11 protein-coding genes are annotated in these 16,494 nt (G+C 72.0%); 5 read left to right on the top strand and 6 right to left on the bottom strand.

The features are described from left to right. Positions 1-144 precede the first annotated feature (144 nt). Positions 145-819, top strand: coding sequence for a maleylpyruvate isomerase family mycothiol-dependent enzyme (locus tag ABD366_RS04285; RefSeq protein ID WP_324765977.1), 675 nt, complete (start codon positions 145-147; stop codon positions 817-819). 61 nt (positions 820-880) lie between these two features. On the opposite strand, the gene ABD366_RS04280 is transcribed toward ABD366_RS04285, so the two are convergent. Further along, entirely contained in the window at positions 881-1,006 is a 126-nt protein-coding gene (locus ABD366_RS04280) for a hypothetical protein (protein WP_324765976.1), read from the bottom strand. A gap of 385 nt (positions 1,007-1,391) precedes the next feature. Between ABD366_RS04280 and ABD366_RS04275 the strand changes: the two genes are divergently transcribed. Next, positions 1,392-3,440 carry a HelD family protein gene (locus ABD366_RS04275; protein WP_324766039.1) on the top strand — a complete coding sequence of 683 codons (2,049 nt, stop codon included), beginning with the start codon at positions 1,392-1,394 and terminating at the stop codon, positions 3,438-3,440. Between the two features lie 290 nt (positions 3,441-3,730). Here ABD366_RS04275 and ABD366_RS04270 read toward each other — a convergent pair whose 3' ends face one another. Continuing rightward, on the bottom strand, positions 3,731-4,429 hold the full coding sequence (locus tag ABD366_RS04270; RefSeq protein ID WP_324765975.1) for a copper homeostasis protein CutC: 699 nt from the start codon (positions 4,427-4,429) through the stop codon (positions 3,731-3,733). Positions 4,430-4,495: 66 nt separating this feature from the next. After that, complete coding sequence (locus tag ABD366_RS04265; RefSeq protein ID WP_324765974.1) at positions 4,496-5,350, bottom strand: hypothetical protein; 855 nt, start codon at positions 5,348-5,350, stop codon at positions 4,496-4,498. Between the two features lie 218 nt (positions 5,351-5,568). Between ABD366_RS04265 and ABD366_RS04260 the strand changes: the two genes are divergently transcribed. Continuing rightward, positions 5,569-7,896 (top strand): heavy metal translocating P-type ATPase, encoded by a 2,328-nt coding sequence (locus tag ABD366_RS04260; RefSeq protein WP_324765973.1) that lies wholly within the window; start codon positions 5,569-5,571, stop codon positions 7,894-7,896. A 457-nt stretch (positions 7,897-8,353) separates the two neighbouring features. Next, positions 8,354-9,511 carry a glycosyltransferase 87 family protein gene (locus ABD366_RS04255; RefSeq protein ID WP_411293603.1) on the top strand — a complete coding sequence of 386 codons (1,158 nt, stop codon included), beginning with the start codon at positions 8,354-8,356 and terminating at the stop codon, positions 9,509-9,511. Here the strand turns inward: ABD366_RS04255 and ABD366_RS04250 are convergent. Beyond that, positions 9,463-11,106, bottom strand: coding sequence for a DNA repair helicase XPB (locus ABD366_RS04250; RefSeq protein ID WP_324765972.1), 1,644 nt, complete (start codon positions 11,104-11,106; stop codon positions 9,463-9,465). The two genes, ABD366_RS04255 and ABD366_RS04250, sit on opposite strands and share 49 nt — an antisense overlap. A 172-nt stretch (positions 11,107-11,278) precedes the next feature. Then, positions 11,279-13,726 (bottom strand): helicase-associated domain-containing protein, encoded by a 2,448-nt coding sequence (locus tag ABD366_RS04245; RefSeq protein WP_324765971.1) that lies wholly within the window; start codon positions 13,724-13,726, stop codon positions 11,279-11,281. A 143-nt stretch (positions 13,727-13,869) separates the two neighbouring features. Between ABD366_RS04245 and ABD366_RS04240 the strand changes: the two genes are divergently transcribed. Next, on the top strand, positions 13,870-15,015 hold the full coding sequence (locus ABD366_RS04240; protein ID WP_324765970.1) for a hypothetical protein: 1,146 nt from the start codon (positions 13,870-13,872) through the stop codon (positions 15,013-15,015). A gap of 95 nt (positions 15,016-15,110) precedes the next feature. Here the strand turns inward: ABD366_RS04240 and ABD366_RS04235 are convergent, their stop codons facing one another. Then, positions 15,111-16,127 carry an ABC transporter substrate-binding protein gene (locus tag ABD366_RS04235; RefSeq protein ID WP_324765969.1) on the bottom strand — a complete coding sequence of 339 codons (1,017 nt, stop codon included), beginning with the start codon at positions 16,125-16,127 and terminating at the stop codon, positions 15,111-15,113. Positions 16,128-16,494: the final 367 nt, after the last annotated feature.

Genomic DNA, 16,494 nt, shown 5'->3' with positions numbered 1-16,494 from the left:
CGTCTGGTGCGTGCTCTCGGCGTGCCGGGTGCAAGGCCTCGTACTGGATGTACTTGGCCTTACGCCCGGTGCGGCGAGAGTGCGTGCCAGGCGTCGCGCGGCAGACGGGAATTGCCAGACAGGCCCTAGCCCTACCGTGGGGGCATGACCGCAGACGTCGCACGGGAACACGAGCGTGACCCCGAGCTGCCCGGGCGGCTCCTGATGGCCGAACGGGACGCCCTGGTACCGCTGTTGAGGGCGCGGGCCGACACGGATTTCGAGCTGCGGACCGCGTGTCCCGGGTGGACCGTGCGGGCTGTGCTCGCGCACTGTTCGGCCGCGCTGATGCGGGTGGTCGAGAGCCGCTTCGAGCCGGACGTGTTCAGCCCCGAGTGCAACGACCGGGACATCGCCGAGCGGGCCGGCTGGTCGCATCAGGAGGTCGTGGACGAGCTGGAGCGGGGCATGACCGAGGCGGGCGCCGCCATCGCCAGGTCCGGCGGGATGCTCGACGGTGTCGCCCTGGGGGAGTGGGTGCACGCCGGGGACGTACGGGACGCCTTCGGTGAGCCCGGGGCGTACGCGGGGGACCGGCTGCCGATGGCGCTGGAGCTGCTCGCGCGGATCAGCCGGGAGCGGAAGCAGGTGGCGCTGCACGCCGATGTGGACGGATGGGACGAGCCGCTCGTGCTCGGGTCCGCGGACGGGGAGAAACCGCCCGCACGGTACATCGGGGATGCGGCGACGCTGGTGAGGTTGTACGCGGGGCGTTCGGTGGTGGGGGCGCGGTATGAACTGGCCGGGGTCCGGGAGGCGGACCTGAATCTGTTCGGGTGACCTTTACCCCGATCCGGCCTTTCCGGCGATCGAGGAGCGGGGTCCGGGGCGGAGCCCCGTGTCAGTGACGGGTGACGACGCCCGCGTCGCGGTAGAGAGAACCGTCCGAGTCGCCCATCACGATGACGCTGAACGCTGCTGCGGAGAACGCCCGGATCACCCGGGTGATGGCTGCTGTAGTAGTCATGTATCCAGGATGCGATTCGGGCCATTCATGCACATCGGCCCCGCGAAGGAACCTCCGTACGACCTTCGGGGGATCCGCACCCCTGGATATCTCGGGGTACTCCTACTTTTGGCCACCCCGGATGCGGGGGGAGCCCGGACATGGGGGAGCCCGGAGAAAGTCGTTGGCACCGGCACCCACCCGTCCCGTACACTCGCGCGTCTGCCCGCCTCCCTTCGCCGCACCCGCGTCGCTGAAGCCGGAGCGCCGCCGACCGGACGGAAACCGGCCGGACCCCGTCGCACGCCGCGTATGTCGCACACCGCGTATGCCGCACACGCGTATGCCGCACACGCGTATCTGGAGCCGGAGGCACCACCCCGTGAGCCCGTCAACGCCCTCGCCGATGTCGACGTCGTCCTCGCCGCTCGACCGCGAACGCGCCCACCTCGACTCGTCCCGCGCCGCACTGCGCGCCATGCGCGAGGACGCGGAGGCGCTCGACATCCGCGACGTCACCGCGAACTGGGTCAACGCCGAGGTGCTGCAACGCCAGATCGACGACCGGATCAAGGCCCTCGCCGACCTGAGTCACACCCCGCTGTTCTTCGGCCGCCTCGACTACCTGCACGCCCCGGGCGTAGACCTCGCCGAGGGCGCCGAGGGCGAGCAGTTCTACATCGGGCGGCGGCACGTGCACGACGCCGAGGGCGACCCGATGGTCATCGACTGGCGCGCGCCCGTCTCGCAGCCGTTCTACCGGGCCTCGAAGAAGGACCCGATGGACGTCGCGCTGCGCCGCCGGTTCGGTTACACCGGCGGCGCGTTGAGCGCGTACGAGGACGAGCATCTCTCCGACCCGGCCGAGGTCGAGCGGACCAGCAAGCTGCTCCAGCAGGAGATCGAGCGGCCGCGTGTCGGCCCGATGCGCGACATCGTCGCCACGATCCAGCCCGAGCAGGACGAGATCGTACGCAGCGGCCTCGCCGGATCGGTGTGCGTGCAGGGCGGCCCGGGGACCGGGAAGACGGCGGTCGGCCTGCACCGGGTCGCGTACCTGTTGTACGCGCACCGCGAGCGGCTCGCCCGTACCGGCACGCTCGTCATCGGGCCGAACGCGTCCTTCCTCCACTACATCGAGCAAGTGCTGCCCGCGCTGGGGGAGTTGGAGGTCAGGCAGTCGACGGTCGACGACCTCGTCGCGCAGGTCGAGGTGCGGGGCACGGACAGTGCCGAGGCCGCCCTGGTCAAGGGTGACGCCCGGATGGCCGAGGTGGTCCGCAGGGCGCTGCGCTCGCACATCACGCTGCCAGACGAGGGCGTCGTGGTGGTGCGCGGATCACGCCGCTGGCGGGTGGCCTCGTACGAACTGGCGGACATCGTGCGGGAGTTGATGGAACGCGACATGCGGTACGGGGCCGCGCGCGATGCCCTGTCGCAGCGCGTCGCGCACGCCGTGCTCGTCCAGATGGAGCGGGCGGGCGAGGCGCCGGACGACCGGGTGCAGGACGCGGTCGCACGCAACCCCGCCGTGAAGGCACTGGTCAAGGCGGTGTGGCCGGCCGTCGATCCGGCGAAGCTGGTGCTGCGGCTGCTCTCGGACGCGGAGTTCCTCGCCGAGCACGCGGAGGGTCTGCTCGACGCGGCGGAGCAGAAGGCCGTGCTGTGGGTGAAGCCCGCGCGCAGCACGAAGAGCGCCAAGTGGAGCGCTGCCGATGCCGTGCTGATCGACGAGGCGAGTGATCTCGTCGCGCGTACGCACTCGCTCGGGCACGTCGTTCTCGACGAGGCGCAGGATCTGTCGCCGATGCAGTACCGGGCGGTGGGGCGCCGGGCGACGACCGGGTCCGTGACCGTCCTCGGCGACCTCGCGCAAGGCACCACGCCGTGGGCTACGCGGAGTTGGGGCGAGGCGCTGGCCCACCTGGGCAAGCCGGAGGCGGTGGTGGAGGAGCTGACGGCCGGGTTCCGTGTGCCGTCGGACGTCATCGCGTACGCGTCGCGGCTGCTGCCGTCCATCGCGCCGGGGCTTGCGCCGGTGGAGTCGGTACGGGAGAACCCGGGGGCGTTCGAGGTGCGGGCGGTGTCGGGGGCCGGGGAGGTCGTCGCCGCGTGTGTGCGGGCGTTGGAGCGGGAGGGGTCGGTGGGGTTGATCGCGGCGGACTCGCGGTGCGGGGAGCTGGCGGGGGCCTTGGGGGCGGCGGGGCTGACGTTTCTCGCTCCGGGTGAGGAGACGACTGCCGAGTCGCGGTTGACGCTCGTGCCTGCGTCGTTGGCCAAGGGGCTGGAGTACGACTATGTGGTTCTGGACGAGCCGGCTGCGGTGGTGGCGGGTGAACCCGACGAACGTACCGGGCTGCGGCGGCTGTACGTGGCCCTGACCCGGGCGGTCTCGGGCCTCCAGGTCACCCATACGTCTCCGCTGCCGCCGCAACTCGCCCCGCGTCGGGCCTGAGCCCCGGGGCTCCGCCCCAGCCCCCGCTCCTCAATCGCCGGAGGGGCTGGTTTGGCCAGGGGCGCGGGGAACTGCGCGGTCAGCCACGATGGCGCTGCGCTCGCGATCGGATCCGCAACCGGCGTTGGCGCTGAGCCCCGGGGCTCCGCCCCAGCCCCCGCTCCTCAATCGCCGGAGGGGCTTGAGGGGGGCAAACGCCGGAGGGGCTTGGTTGGCCAGGGGCGTGGGGAACTGCGCGGTCAGCCACGGTGGTGCCGCGCCCGAAGAGGAGGCCAAGGCCCCGCGGAGCGTCAGGCGTCCAGGGCCTCGCGCCATACCCGGACCGCGTCGGCGGAGACCGGTTTCTCCCAGCCGCCCGGGCGGGACGCCCCGCCGATGTGGAACGCCGAGATGCCCGCGGCCCGCAGCCCGGGTACATGCTCGAGCCGGAGCCCGCCACCCACCAGAAGCTGCTGCTCGTACCCGGGGTCACCGCCCCGCGCCGCCTCCGCGACCAGCACCTCGAGCCCGGCGTCGACCCCCTCCGCGGACCCGGCCGTCAGGTACGTGTCGAGCCCGGACAGATCCGCCAGCTGCTTGCGCAGAGCATCCCGGTCCGCGGTCCGGTCGATGGCCCGGTGGAACGTCCACCGGCACCCGTCCAGCTCCGCCACGATCCGCTCGACGGCCACCAGGTCGGGCCCCCCGTGCTCGTCGAGGAACCCGAGCACGAACTCGTCCGCCCCCGCCGAGCGCAGCGCCCGCGCCCTCGCCACCAGCGCCTCCACCCCGTCGGGGCCGTCCGCCGAGAAGCCGTCCGCGAGCCGCAGCATCACGCGCAGCCGGATGTCCACGGCGGCACGGATCGCCGCGAACGTCTCCACCGACGGCGTCAGCCCGTCCGCCGCCATGTCGGTGACCAGCTCCAGTCGGTCCGCACCCCCGGCCTGGGCGGCGACCGCGTCCCGCGCGTCGAGGGCGATCACCTCCAGGACTGCACGCTTGCTCATGAGGCTCCTGTCGCGACGACCTGCCCGGGGCACCGGAGACAGGTCTAGTCCAATGTCCCGCTCAGCCTACGCCGCGTGCACCGTGAACGCAGCCGTCCTGACCTCCCCGTCGTGCTTGAAGTCCAGGAAGAGCCGGTACGTCCCGGCACTCGGTGCGGTCGCCGTGAAGGAAACCCCGGGCCCCGGCCGCCCGTCGTGCGGGTGAACGTGGAGGTACGCGAGGTCGCCGGAGCGCAGCGCGACCAGATGCCCGTACGCGCCGAGGTACGGCTCCAGGTCGGTCACCGGCCGCCCGTTCCTGCTGACGCGCAGGGTCAGTTCGCTCGCCGCGCCCGGCTCCAGCCCGCCCTCGATGCGGACCTCGTACCCGCCCGCCACCCGCGCCGTCGCGGCGGGCGCGGGCAGCGGAGCGGGCGCGTACCGCCCGGCGACCCCGAGACCCGTGCCGAGCGTGAGCCCCTCGTCCTCGCCGCGCGGCGTGAAGTCCGCGAAGACCTGGTAGTCGCCCGCCTCGGGCAGCGAGACGGGCGTCGACCAGGTGCCGTCGGCGGCGCGTACGGGATGCAGATGCCGGTACGCGGTCAGATCCCGGGAGGTGACGATCAGGTGCAGCTCCTTGCCGTGCTCCTTCTTGTACGAGGTCACGGGCGCGCCGCCGGCGTCCTTGCGGATGGTGAAGCGCAGCGTTCCGGTCCGGCCGGGCAGTCGGTCCCGCTCCAGGTCGAGCGTGTAGCCGCGTTCGGAAATCTGTAGCCCGCCGAAGGCCGGGCCCGCCTCTTCGACGTCCTCGTGGGCGCCGTGTCCCGGTGCGGGGCGCTCCTGCGTGGTGATGGGGGTGGTGCCGGTGCCGACGCCGTACGCGGTGCCGAAGGCTGCCGCGAGGGTGGCGGCGTAGGCGGTGATCTTCAGTCCTGTGCGCATGGGGGCTCCTGGTCATGGCTGATGTCACGGGGCTCCGCCCCGGGCCCCGCTCCTCAATCGCCGGAGGGGCTGAGTTGGTGGCAACGTCAGAACATACCCCTGGGGGGTAGCGAGTCAAGGGCCTGCGCGCCTTGCTTTCAATACCCCCCAGGGGTACAACTGGACGCATCGCCAAGGTACCCGCCCGGGGTACCCGCACCGACACCCCAGGAGGCCTCATGCCGGCGCCGACCGTCGCCGCACCCGCGCGGGTGGAACTCGCCATCGGCGGCATGACCTGCGCGTCGTGTGCCGCTCGTATCGAGAAGAAGCTGAACCGATTGGACGGCGTCGAGGCGACCGTCAACTACGCGACCGAGAAGGCGAAGGTCACCTTCGGCGGCGGGGTCCACGTCACGGATCTGATCGCCACGGTGGAGGCCACCGGGTACACGGCGCGGGAGCCCGCGCCCCCGGCGGCGGCGCGGGAGGACCAGGAGGACAGGCCGGCGGCCGGGGCGGACGAACTGCTGCCGTTGCGCCGGCGGCTGGTCACGGCCGTCGTGCTGGCCGTCCCCGTGATCGCCATGGCGATGGTCCCGGCCCTGCAGTTCGACTACTGGCAGTGGCTCTCGCTGACGCTGGCCGCACCCGTCGTCACGTACGCGGCCTGGCCCTTCCACCGGGCGGCGGTCACGAACGCGCGGCACGGCGCCGCGACCATGGACACGCTGATCTCGGTCGGCACCTCGGCCGCGTTCCTGTGGTCCGTATGGGCGCTGTTCTTCGGCACGGCCGGTGAGCCCGGCATGACGCACCCCTTCGAACTGACCATCGCGCGCGGTGACGGCGCCGGGAACATCTACCTGGAGGCCGCGGCCGGAGTGACGGCCTTCATCCTCGCGGGCCGCTACTTCGAGGCCCGCTCGAAGCGGAAGGCGGGCGCCGCGCTCAGGGCGCTGCTCGAACTGGGTGCCAAGGACGTCACGCTCGTCCGGGACGGCGGACGCGAAGAGACCGTGCCGGTCGGCGAGTTGCAGGTCGGCGACCGTTTTCTCGTACGGCCGGGGGAGAAGATCGCCACCGACGGCACGATCGTCGAGGGATCGTCCGCCGTGGACGCGGCCATGCTCACCGGCGAGTCCGTGCCGGTCGAGGTCGCGGTCGGCGACACGGTCACCGGGGCCACGCTGAACGCCGGCGGACGGCTCGTCGTCGAGGCCACCCGGGTCGGCGCCGACACCCAACTCGCGCGCATGACACGGCTCGTGGAGGACGCGCAGAACGGCAAGGCCGCCGCCCAGCGCCTCGCGGACCGGATCTCCGCCGTCTTCGTCCCCGTCGTCATCGCGCTCGCCGTCGCCACGCTCGGCTTCTGGCTCGGCAACGGTGCGGGGTGGACCGCCGCGTTCACCGCCGCCGTCGCCGTACTGATCATCGCCTGCCCGTGCGCCCTCGGCCTGGCCACGCCGACCGCGCTCATGGTCGGCACCGGGCGCGGCGCTCAACTCGGCATCCTCATCAAGGGGCCCGAGGTCCTGGAGGCGACCCGGGCCGTCGACACGGTCGTCCTCGACAAGACCGGCACCGTGACCACCGGCCGGATGACGCTCCTCGCCACGCATGTCGCCACCGGTGCCGACGTCTCGGAGATTTCGGAGATTTCGGAGGTCTCGGAGGTCTCGGAGGTCTCGGAGGTCTCGGAGGAGGACGTCCTGCGGCTGGCGGGCGCTTTGGAGCGGGCCTCCGAGCATCCCGTCGCGCGGGCCGTGGCGGCCGGGGCGGCGGAGCGGGTGGGGGTGCTGCCCGGGGTGGAGGACTTCGCGAACAGTGCGGGGCTCGGAGTCCAGGGGGTTGTCGAGGGGCACGCCGTGCTCGTGGGCAGGGAACAGCTCCTGAGCGACTGGTCGATCCACCTGCCCGTCGAACTGGCCCGCGCCAAGTCCGCCGCCGAGGCCGCAGGCCGTACCGTCGTCGCCGTCGCCTGGGACGGCCAGGCCCGCGCCGTGCTCGAAGTCGCCGACGCGGTGAAGGAGACCAGTGCGGAGGCCGTCCGGCGGTTGCGGTCGCTCGGGCTGCGGCCGGTGCTGCTCACCGGGGATCATGAGGCGGTGGCCCGTTCGGTGGCCGCCGAGGTCGGGATCGCGGCCGAGGATGTCATCGCCGGGGTGCTGCCCCACGACAAGGTCGATGTCGTCGAGCGCCTGCAGAAGGAGGGGCGGGTCGTGGCGATGGTGGGCGACGGCGTCAACGATGCGGGGGCGCTGGCGCGGGCCGATCTGGGGCTGGCCATGGGGACGGGTACGGATGCGGCCATCGAGGCGGGGGACTTGACCCTGGTCCGCGGGGATCTGCGCATTGCCGCCGATGCGATTCGGCTGGCTCGGCGGACCCTGGGGACGATTCGGTCGAATCTGTTCTGGGCGTTCGCTTACAACGTGGCGGCGGTTCCGCTGGCCGCGGCGGGTCTTTTGAACCCCATGATCGCCGGCGCGGCCATGGCCTTCTCGTCGGTCTTCGTGGTCGCCAACAGCCTACGGCTCCGCCGGTTCCGCCCCATGTCCTGAGGGCCCGCGCCTCTAGGGGGTTCGTTGTCGGTTGCGGGCGGGTGGGGCTTCTCGCGCAGTTCCCCGCGCCCCCTGAGATGCACACTTCGTGCGCCATCTCATGGGGCGCGTCCTCATGGGATGCGCCCTCATGAGATGCGCCCTCATGGGATGCGGCGAAGCCGCAAGCCCCTCAGGGGCGCGGGGAACTGCGCGACCAGCCCCCACCGGGCCCGCGGCCGACAACGCACCTTTGAGGGGCGCGATGAACTGCGCGACCAGCCACGACGGTGGCGCGCCTTCAGGACGGCGGGACATGGCAGACGCTCAGGGGCGCGGGGAACTGCGCGACCAGCCCCCACCGGGCCCGCAGTCGACAACGCACCTCCTAGGGGCGCGGGGAACCGCGCGGATCTGCCATGAGCGCGCGGCACGTCCAGTGTGGCTCAACTGCCAGGGGCGATTATTGTCGCTCGGCGTGATCGATCGACTCCGTAGGGCGACCTCCTGCGCAACCCTGACCGTCTCCGCCGCCGCGCTGCTGACCCTGGTAACCCTCCAGCACGCCGAGATGGCCGACATCCTGGTCTACAGAGCGGAGGGCGCCGCCGCGGCGGCCGGTGGCGGGGACCTGTACGGGTTCACGGTGACGCGGTGGCAACTGCCCGCCACCTACCCCCCGTTCGCCGCACTCCTCTTCGTCCCCACCACCTGGCTCCAACTCCCCGCCCTCAAGGCCGTCTTCCTCCTAGGCAACATCGCGCTCACGGCCGCCCTGGTCCACCTCTCCTGCCGCCTGGCGGGGCCGGAGCCGACGCGGGCCAGGACATGCCTGCTCACCAGCGGAGCGCTCTGGCTGGAACCCGTCTTCCAGACCACCCTGTTCGGGCAGATCAACCTCGCCCTGGCCACGCTGATCCTGTGGGACCTGACCCGGCCGGCCGGCGCCCGCGGCAAGGGCCTCGCGCTGGGCATCGCGGCCGGGATCAAGCTCACCCCGGCCGTCTTCGTCGTCTACCTGCTCCTGACCGGCCGCCGCCGCGAGGCGACGTACGCGGCGGCGGCCGGCGCCGGAACCGTGCTGCTCGGCGCGCTCGTACTGCCGCAGGCCAGCTGGGAGTTCTGGACGCGGCGGCTCTACGAGACCGGGCGGGTCGGCAAGGCGTGGATCGTCGACAACCAGTCGGTGCAGGGGCTCGTCGCCCGCGCGCTGCACGTCGCCGAGCCGGGCATGCTCTGGGCCGTACCCGCAGTCCTCGTAGCTCTCGCGGGGATGTACGCGGCCACGCGCGCCCGCACCGAGGCGCACGGCGTCGCCCTCACGGCGTTCACCGCGCTCCTCGTCTCACCCATCAGCTGGTCGCACCACTGGGTGTGGTGCGTGCCGCTGCTCGCGGTCCTGTGGGCGGGCGGGCAGCGCCGTACGGCCGTCGCCGTGGCGCTGCTCTTCACCGCCCGCACCATGTGGCTGCTGCCCCACCAGGGCGACCTGGATCTACAACTCGCGTGGTGGCAGCAGCCGTTGGCGTCTCCGTATCCGCTGCTCGGCCTCGGGCTCGTCCTCGTGGCGCTGCGTCAGCGACGGGGTCAGCCGTCGGCGAGCAGCTCGTCCGCGTCGACGATCCGGTACGCGTAACCCTGTTCGGCCAGGAAGCGCTGGCGGTGCGCCGCGAAGTCCTGGTCGATCGTGTCGCGGGCGACCACCGAGTAGAAACGGGCCTCGTGGCCGTCCGCCTTCGGACGCAGCACCCGGCCCAGCCGCTGGGCCTCCTCCTGGCGCGAGCCGAACGTGCCCGACACCTGGATCGCGACCGTCGCCTCCGGCAGGTCGATGGAGAAGTTCGCGACCTTCGAGACGACCAGGACCGAGATCTCGCCCTGGCGGAACGACTCGAAGAGCTTCTCGCGCACCGCGTTCGTCGTCTCGCCCTTGATGACCGGCGCGTCCAAGTGCTCGCCCAGCTCGTCGAGCTGGTCGATGTACTGGCCGATGACGAGGGTCTGCTCGCCCGCGTGCTTGCGTACCAGGGCCTCGGTCACCTTCCGCTTCGTCGCCGTCGTCGCGCAGAAGCGGTACTTCTCCTCGGCCTCGGCGGTGGCGTAGGCGAGGCGCTCCGAGTCGGTGAGGTTGACCCGGACCTCCACGCAGTCGGCAGGCGCGATGTAGCCCTGTGCCTCGATCTCCTTCCACGGCGCGTCGAACCGCTTCGGGCCGATGAGGGAGAAGACGTCCGACTCGCGGCCGTCCTCCCGGACCAGGGTCGCCGTCAGGCCCAGGCGGCGGCGCGCCTGAAGGTCGGCCGTGAACTTGAAGACCGGCGCCGGCAGCAGATGCACCTCGTCGTACACGACCAGACCCCAGTCACGGGAGTCGAACAGCTCCAGGTGCGGGTAGACACCCTTCCGCTTCGTCGTCAGCACCTGGTACGTGGCGATGGTGACCGGGCGGATCTCCTTGCGCGTACCGCTGTACTCGCCGATCTCGTCCTCGGTCAGCGAGGTGCGCTTCACCAGCTCGTGCTTCCACTGACGCGCCGAGACCGTGTTCGTGACGAGGATCAGGGTCGTCGCCTTGGCCTGCGCCATGGCGCCCGCGCCGACCAGCGTCTTGCCCGCGCCGCAGGGGAGTACGACCACGCCGGAACCGCCGTGCCAGAAGCCCTCCACCGCCTGCTTCTGGTACGGGCGCAGCGCCCAGCCGTCCTCCGCCAGCTCGATCGGGTGCGCCTCGCCGTCCACGTACCCGGCGAGGTCCTCGGCCGGCCAGCCCAGCTTCAGCAGCGTCTGCTTGATCTGGCCGCGCTCGGAGGGGTGCACGGCCACGGAGTCCGCGTCGATACGGACGCCGACCAGCGGCTGCACCCGCTTCGAACGCAGGATCTCCTCGAGGACCGGGCGGTCCGTGCTCGTGAGGACCAGGCCGTGCGCCGGATGCTTGGAGAGTGTGAGCCGCCCGTAGCGGTCCATCGTCTCGGCGATGTCGACGAGCAGCGCGTGCGGCACCGGGTACCGGCTGTACTCCACGAGCGCGTCCACGACCTGCTCCGCGTCGTGCCCGGCCGCCCGCGCGTTCCACAGGCCCAGCGGTGTCAGGCGGTAGGTGTGGATGTGCTCCGGCGCCCGCTCCAGCTCGGCGAACGGGGCGATCGCCCGGCGGCATTCGTCGGCCCGCTCGTGGTCGACCTCCAGGAGCAGGGTCTTGTCCGACTGGACGATGAGTGGACCGTTCACGCGCGGCACCCTTTCTGCATGGGCCAGGCCCCCCGGACTCGGTATGGCCAAACGTCCAGTGTGCCGCATGCCGGGTGGTGCGCGGAGTGACTCAGGTCGCCTCCGGGCATCGGGTGGGGTGCGCGGAATGACTCAGGTCGCGTCCGAAGAGCGGGTGGGAGCGCGGAGTGACTCAGGTCGCGTCCGGTTCCAGTTCCGCCACGCCCGTCACCCTGTGCAGCGGATACGTACGCACCTCGTCCGCCGTGTGGTCGTACGCCGTCACGAAGCCGCCCTCGACCCGGATCGGCGCGATGACCCGCTGGCTGGCCGCCCCCTCCGCGTTCACGTAACCGATCCAGAGGGTGTCGCCGGTGAGGACCGCCGCCTGCATCGTGGCCAGCGTGTCGGCCGCCGTCGTCCGCGGAAGCTCGCCGCCTCCCGGATGCGCGGGCGCCACCTTCCGCGGCGTCGTCGCCGCCACGTCGCCCGCCCTGATCGCCCGGATCGCCGCGTCCAGCAGCGTCCCGTCCGGCAGCGCGGGACCGTCCGGAACCGGCTCGGGCGCCGTGCGCGGCGGCGTGCGGTGCGCGTGCGCCCGCGTGATCAGGACATCGCCCTCGGCCGTTTCCGCCGCCGGCGCGAAACCCATCGAACGCAGACCCTCCAGGAGCGAACCCGGGTCCACCTGCGCCGCCAGGACCGTCGGAGCGAGCCGCCGCAGCCGCAGCGACGCCGCCCGCTTGTCCGCGAGGATCTCGCTCATCACCGAGTCGTCGTCGCAGCGGACGTACGCCGAGGCCGCCCCGATCCGCAGATGCCCGTGCCGCCGCGCCACATCGTCGATCAGGTACGTCAGCGGCTGCGGCACCGGCGTCCGGGAGTGCTGCGCGAGGAAAGCGTGCAGGTCCGACGCCGTCCGGCCCGCGTCGAGCGCCCGGCGCACCGAACCCGGCGTGAACCGGTACACCGTCGCCCCGCCCTTCGACTCGACGTCGGCCAGCACGGACAGGGAGTCCGCCAGCGGGCGCACCAACGGGCCCGGCGCCACCGCCGTGAGGTCCGCCTGGAGCAGGACATGGTCCAGCGGCTCCGGCAGCAGCGGAGCGATCAGCTTCTCCGCCCTCGCCGTCGCCACGGCCCGCTCCGCCGGGGTCGAGCCGCCCTGCTCCGTGAGCAGCGCCCTGCCGTGCGCCGACAGCGCCCCGCGGCCCGTCACCCCCAGGAACTCGGCCTCCGACAGCGTCCACTGCGCCAGCCGCGTCCGCAGCTCCCGGGCCGCCGGCGACGGCCGCTCCCACGTCAGCCTCGCCACGATCGACTCCGGATCGGGCGCCGTGCCCTCCGGCAGCTCCGCCAGCAGCGACAGCACCCGGTGCCGCACCTCGGGCGCCGCCGAACGGTCCAGATGCGGGCCCAGCGCCGACAACGTACGGTCCTTGCCGTCCCGGCCGCCCACCACACCCGCCGTACGGGTCGCCGGCAGCCACGCCGCCGCCAGCCGCGTCCACCGCTCCGCCGGCGGCCGCTCCAGCCACTCGTCGTACGCGGGCGTCGCCGCATACCGCTCGTCGGCCTCGCCGTCCGCCGCCAGCAGACCCGCCGCGTAGGCCAGTTCGACCCAGAAAGCGGCCTGCGGCTCCGTGCTGTCCAGAGCCGTCGCCGTGCGCTTCAGATCCCGGACGCTCAGACCGCCCGCCCGCAGCACCGCCGGACCGCCCTCGTCCCAGTCCTTCAACAACTCCTCGACCGTGGCGAGCGCCGTGTACGCCTGCGCCGCCGCCGTCGCGTCCACCACCTGTGGACGGTGCGTCGTCTTCTCCCGAACGTCCGGCGCCACCGGCTCCAGCTCGCGGTGCGCCCGGCCGCCCCGCAGATGCAGCGCCGCCTCACGCGGCAGCACCACCGTGCCCGGCGCCGTCGGCAGCAGCAGACCCCGGTCGAGCAGCCAGCGCAGATGCGCCGCGGGCTGCGCCGTCACCTGCCCGTACGGCGGCCCCCACAACAGCCGGTTCAGTACGTCGATGGCCTGCACCGGGGCCTCGTCGAGCAGCGCCGACATCCGGGTACCGTCCGCGAACAGGCCCGTCAGCGCCGCCACCGCCGACACACCGTCGTGCGTCGACTGCAGGCCCGCCGCCGCCACGATCTCCTGAAGACGGTTCGGTGAAAGGCCCGCCGTCGCCTCCGCCACCGTCGGACCGAGCCCCGTCGGAGACGGGTGCTGCGGTGTCGGCGCCAGCAGCTCGCGTGCCGTGCGCACGAGACGCAGCTGATCGTCCGCGCCCCACAGCAACGCCTGCTCGCGCAGCGTCGCCACCGCGCCCGGCAGCGCCTGTGCCGTGAGCTCACCCGGCAGCAGACCGAGCAGCGACTCGTACGTCACCGGCTCCGGGGCAACCGCCAGCGCCTGCGCCACCTGCTGCGTGAACCGGTCGAGCCGGTCCAGGGCCCGCACCACCGACGCGCGGGTCCCCGCCCGCGTGGCCAGCTGCGTCAGATCGTTCGGGACCGGGCCGAGCAGGTCCGGGCGGGCGCGCAGGAGGCGGGCCAGAGAAGCGTCGTCCCTGGCGCGGAGTGCCTCCGCCAGGGAACGCGGTGCTGCCGTCGGCGCCGCCGGGTTCTGCTCGTTGGGGCTCATCTGACCCACGGTAGCGGCCCGGCGAGCTGCTCCGGCGATTGCGGAGCGGGGTTCGCGGCAACGCCCCCGTGACCGCCGCTCCGACGCGCCCGGCATTCGCGATACCGTCGAGGCAATAACTGGCGCACCCCGGAGGGGACTTCGTGGGGATCGAGAGTGATCAGCTCGTCTTCGACTATCTGAGCCGGGTCGGCGACCTGGCCCAGCAGCGGCAACTGCCGTCGGCGACCCGGATGCGCCTGGTGACCGAGTTGCGCGGAGAGATCGACCGGCACCGCGCCCAGGCCACCGTCGACAGCCCCGCCGCCGTCCGCCGCATCCTCGACCGGCTCGGCAGCCCCGACCGGATAGTCAGCGGTGCGCAGGGTGGTGGGGGCGGCGGCGCCGACCCCGCGGCGGGGCTCATCCGGCCGTTGCCCGAGCAGCGTGCCCCTAAAGGTTCCAAAGGTGACAGAGGCGCCAGGGGTGCCAGGGGTGTCAAAGGTGCCAAGGGCGCCGGGCTGCGGCGCATCGTGCCCCTGCCCCGGCGGGAAACCGCCGACCCCGAACCAGCCGTTCGGGACGACCGCGACGCGCCCTCCCCTCCGCACCTCGCCGGTACGGATGAACTCGGCGCGTCCGGTGACGAGACCGACTGGTGGCGGATCGGGGCCGGGGGAGCCGGGACGCTCGGTGACACGGACAGCGTGCCGGGGTTCACGGGCGGGGTGGAGATCCCGGAGATTTTGAAGCGGCCTGGCTTGACGAAGGGGCCCGGGGGCCCGGGGGGCGTTGGGCGGGCTGATCTGCGTAAGCCTGCGCGGGCGGGTGATTCCGGTGACTCTGGTGATGATGATGAGGCGGCCGCGGTAGAGGGCGCAGCGGGTGCTGAGGGCGGCGTCGAAGCGCGGGAAGTGCGGGGCGCGCGGCGGTTGGTGCCCCGGCGTGTGCCGCGCGTCGTGCCCGTCGGGGGCTGGACCAACCCCCTCCTCCTGCTCGCCGCCGTCGCCCTCGTCGCCGGCGCCGCACTCGGCAACATCCTCGCCCTGCTCATCGGCTGGGCCGTCGTCTATCTCTCCCGTCGGCTGACCCTGGGCCAGAAGAAACTCGCCGTGTTCGGCCTTCCCGGTCTCGCCGTGATCGGCGGCATCGTCTGGCTCTGGGGGCGCAGCGTCGGGAAGTGGGGCGCGCCGATCGCCGACGGGCAGATGAGCGGCGCGCTGGGGGAGACGTGGCCCTGGGTGTTGCGGGTGGCCGCGGTTGGCTCCGCGTTGTATTTGGTGTGGCGGTCTCAGCGGAGTCGGGGCTGAGGTTTTGGGTTCTGGGAGTGGGCTGAGGTTTTGGGAGTGGGCCGAGGTTCTGGGAGTGGGCTGAAGTTCTGGCATTGGGTTGAGGTTGGGCTCTTTTACGTGGTCAGGTCCGACTGGAGTTCCGTGAGGATCCTGTTCGCCGCTGTGTAGCCGATGCCCTGGATCCACAGTTCGTCGTCCACCTGGAACACCCGGTCGTCCCTGACCGCCCTGATCCCCCGCCACAGGCCGCTCGTCGTGGTCTGCGTGACCTTCGCCTTGTTCGGATTCCCGTACGTCGACGTGAAGATGACGTCCGCGTCCGCCTTGTCGATCTGCTCGGGGCTGACATCGTAGGAGAAGCCGTCCTTGGCCTTGTCCGTGATCGCGGGGCGGCCCAGGCCCACGTCGGCGAGGATCGTGGCGATGTAGTTCTGCTTGCCGTAGATGCGGATGTCGGCGCCTTCTACGAAGCGGACGACGTTGATGTCGGTTGCCGCCGCTTTCTGCTTTCCGCCGAGTGCCTTGGTGACCCTTTTTGTGTGCGCCTCGTATTTCGCGATCGCCGTTTTGGCTTCAGGGGTTTTGCCCAGGGCGTCGGCGTGAAGGCGGAAGTTCTGCTTCCAGGGGTAGCCGGTCGACTCGGTGAGGACCGTCGGGGCGATGGCGCTCAGCTGTTGGTAGCGCTGGCCGTCGCGGATCTTGCTGCTGAGGATGAGGTCGGGCTTGAGGGCGGCGATCTTCTCCAGGTTGGGGTGGGAGATCTCGCCCACTTCGGTGATGCCGGTGGTCTCGGAGTCGGGGAGGTAGGAGAGGAAGGAGTGTTCGGCGCCGGCGCGGGTGGCGCCGACGGGTTTCACTCCGAGGGTGATGGCGGAGTCGAGTTCGGCGGTGTCGAGGACGACTACGCGCTTCGGGGCGTTCTTTACTTTGACGTCGCCCATGGCGGTTTTGACGGTGCGTGTGGCGCCTGTGCCTCCGGCGGTGGGGGCGGGTTCGTCCTTGGCCGGGTCGGAGCTGCTCGTGCAGGCGGTCAGGGACAGGGCCATGGCCAGGGACAGGGACAGGGACAGGGACAGGGACAGGGTCAGGGGGGTGAGGTGGGTGCCGTGGCGGGTGAGGGAGGCATGCATGGTGGGTGCCTTTCGGTGCTCGCCAGGAAGGGAGGGTGGCTGGTTGCGGTTTCGTCGGCGGCTGGCGGTTTCGTTGTGGCCGGTGTGTGGTCGGGTACGGGGGCGGTCGGGGTATGTCCGTGCTCGCCATCTCGATGTCATCGCTGCTTGCTTCGGCCGCCGCGGTCAGGGGCAGGGGTGCTGCGCGCGGACATACCCCGCCCACCCCCTCCCGTTGTCCCCTACCTGTCCGCCGACGTCGTTCTTTAAAGCCCCTCCGGCTGTCGCCGACCCAGCCCCTTCGGCTGTCGCCGACCCAGCCCCTTCGGCTGTCGCCGGCCCAGGCTTTGCGGCTGGCCCCCCGATCAAGCCCCTCCGGCCGTTCCCG

It is taken from the genome of Streptomyces kunmingensis, assembly GCF_039533535.1.
Lineage (GTDB): Bacteria > Actinomycetota > Actinomycetes > Streptomycetales > Streptomycetaceae > Streptomyces > Streptomyces kunmingensis.
Note: the sequence above shows the minus strand (reverse complement) of the source record. Positions and strands in the feature narration are given on the sequence as shown.

Bases quoted from the DNA above. Each gene is read 5' to 3' on its own strand.
- ABD366_RS04245 (WP_324765971.1), bottom strand. From the start codon at position 13,726: ATGAGCCCCAACGAGCAGAACCCGGCGGCGCCGACGGCAGCACCGCGT.
- ABD366_RS04265 (WP_324765974.1), bottom strand. From the start codon at position 5,350: ATGCGCACAGGACTGAAGATCACCGCCTACGCCGCCACCCTCGCGGCA.
- ABD366_RS04285 (WP_324765977.1), top strand. From the start codon at position 145: ATGACCGCAGACGTCGCACGGGAACACGAGCGTGACCCCGAGCTGCCC.
- ABD366_RS04270 (WP_324765975.1), bottom strand. From the start codon at position 4,429: ATGAGCAAGCGTGCAGTCCTGGAGGTGATCGCCCTCGACGCGCGGGAC.
- ABD366_RS04280 (WP_324765976.1), bottom strand. From the start codon at position 1,006: ATGACTACTACAGCAGCCATCACCCGGGTGATCCGGGCGTTCTCCGCA.
- ABD366_RS04275 (WP_324766039.1), top strand. From the start codon at position 1,392: ATGTCGACGTCGTCCTCGCCGCTCGACCGCGAACGCGCCCACCTCGAC.
- ABD366_RS04235 (WP_324765969.1), bottom strand. From the start codon at position 16,127: ATGCATGCCTCCCTCACCCGCCACGGCACCCACCTCACCCCCCTGACC.
- ABD366_RS04260 (WP_324765973.1), top strand. From the start codon at position 5,569: ATGCCGGCGCCGACCGTCGCCGCACCCGCGCGGGTGGAACTCGCCATC.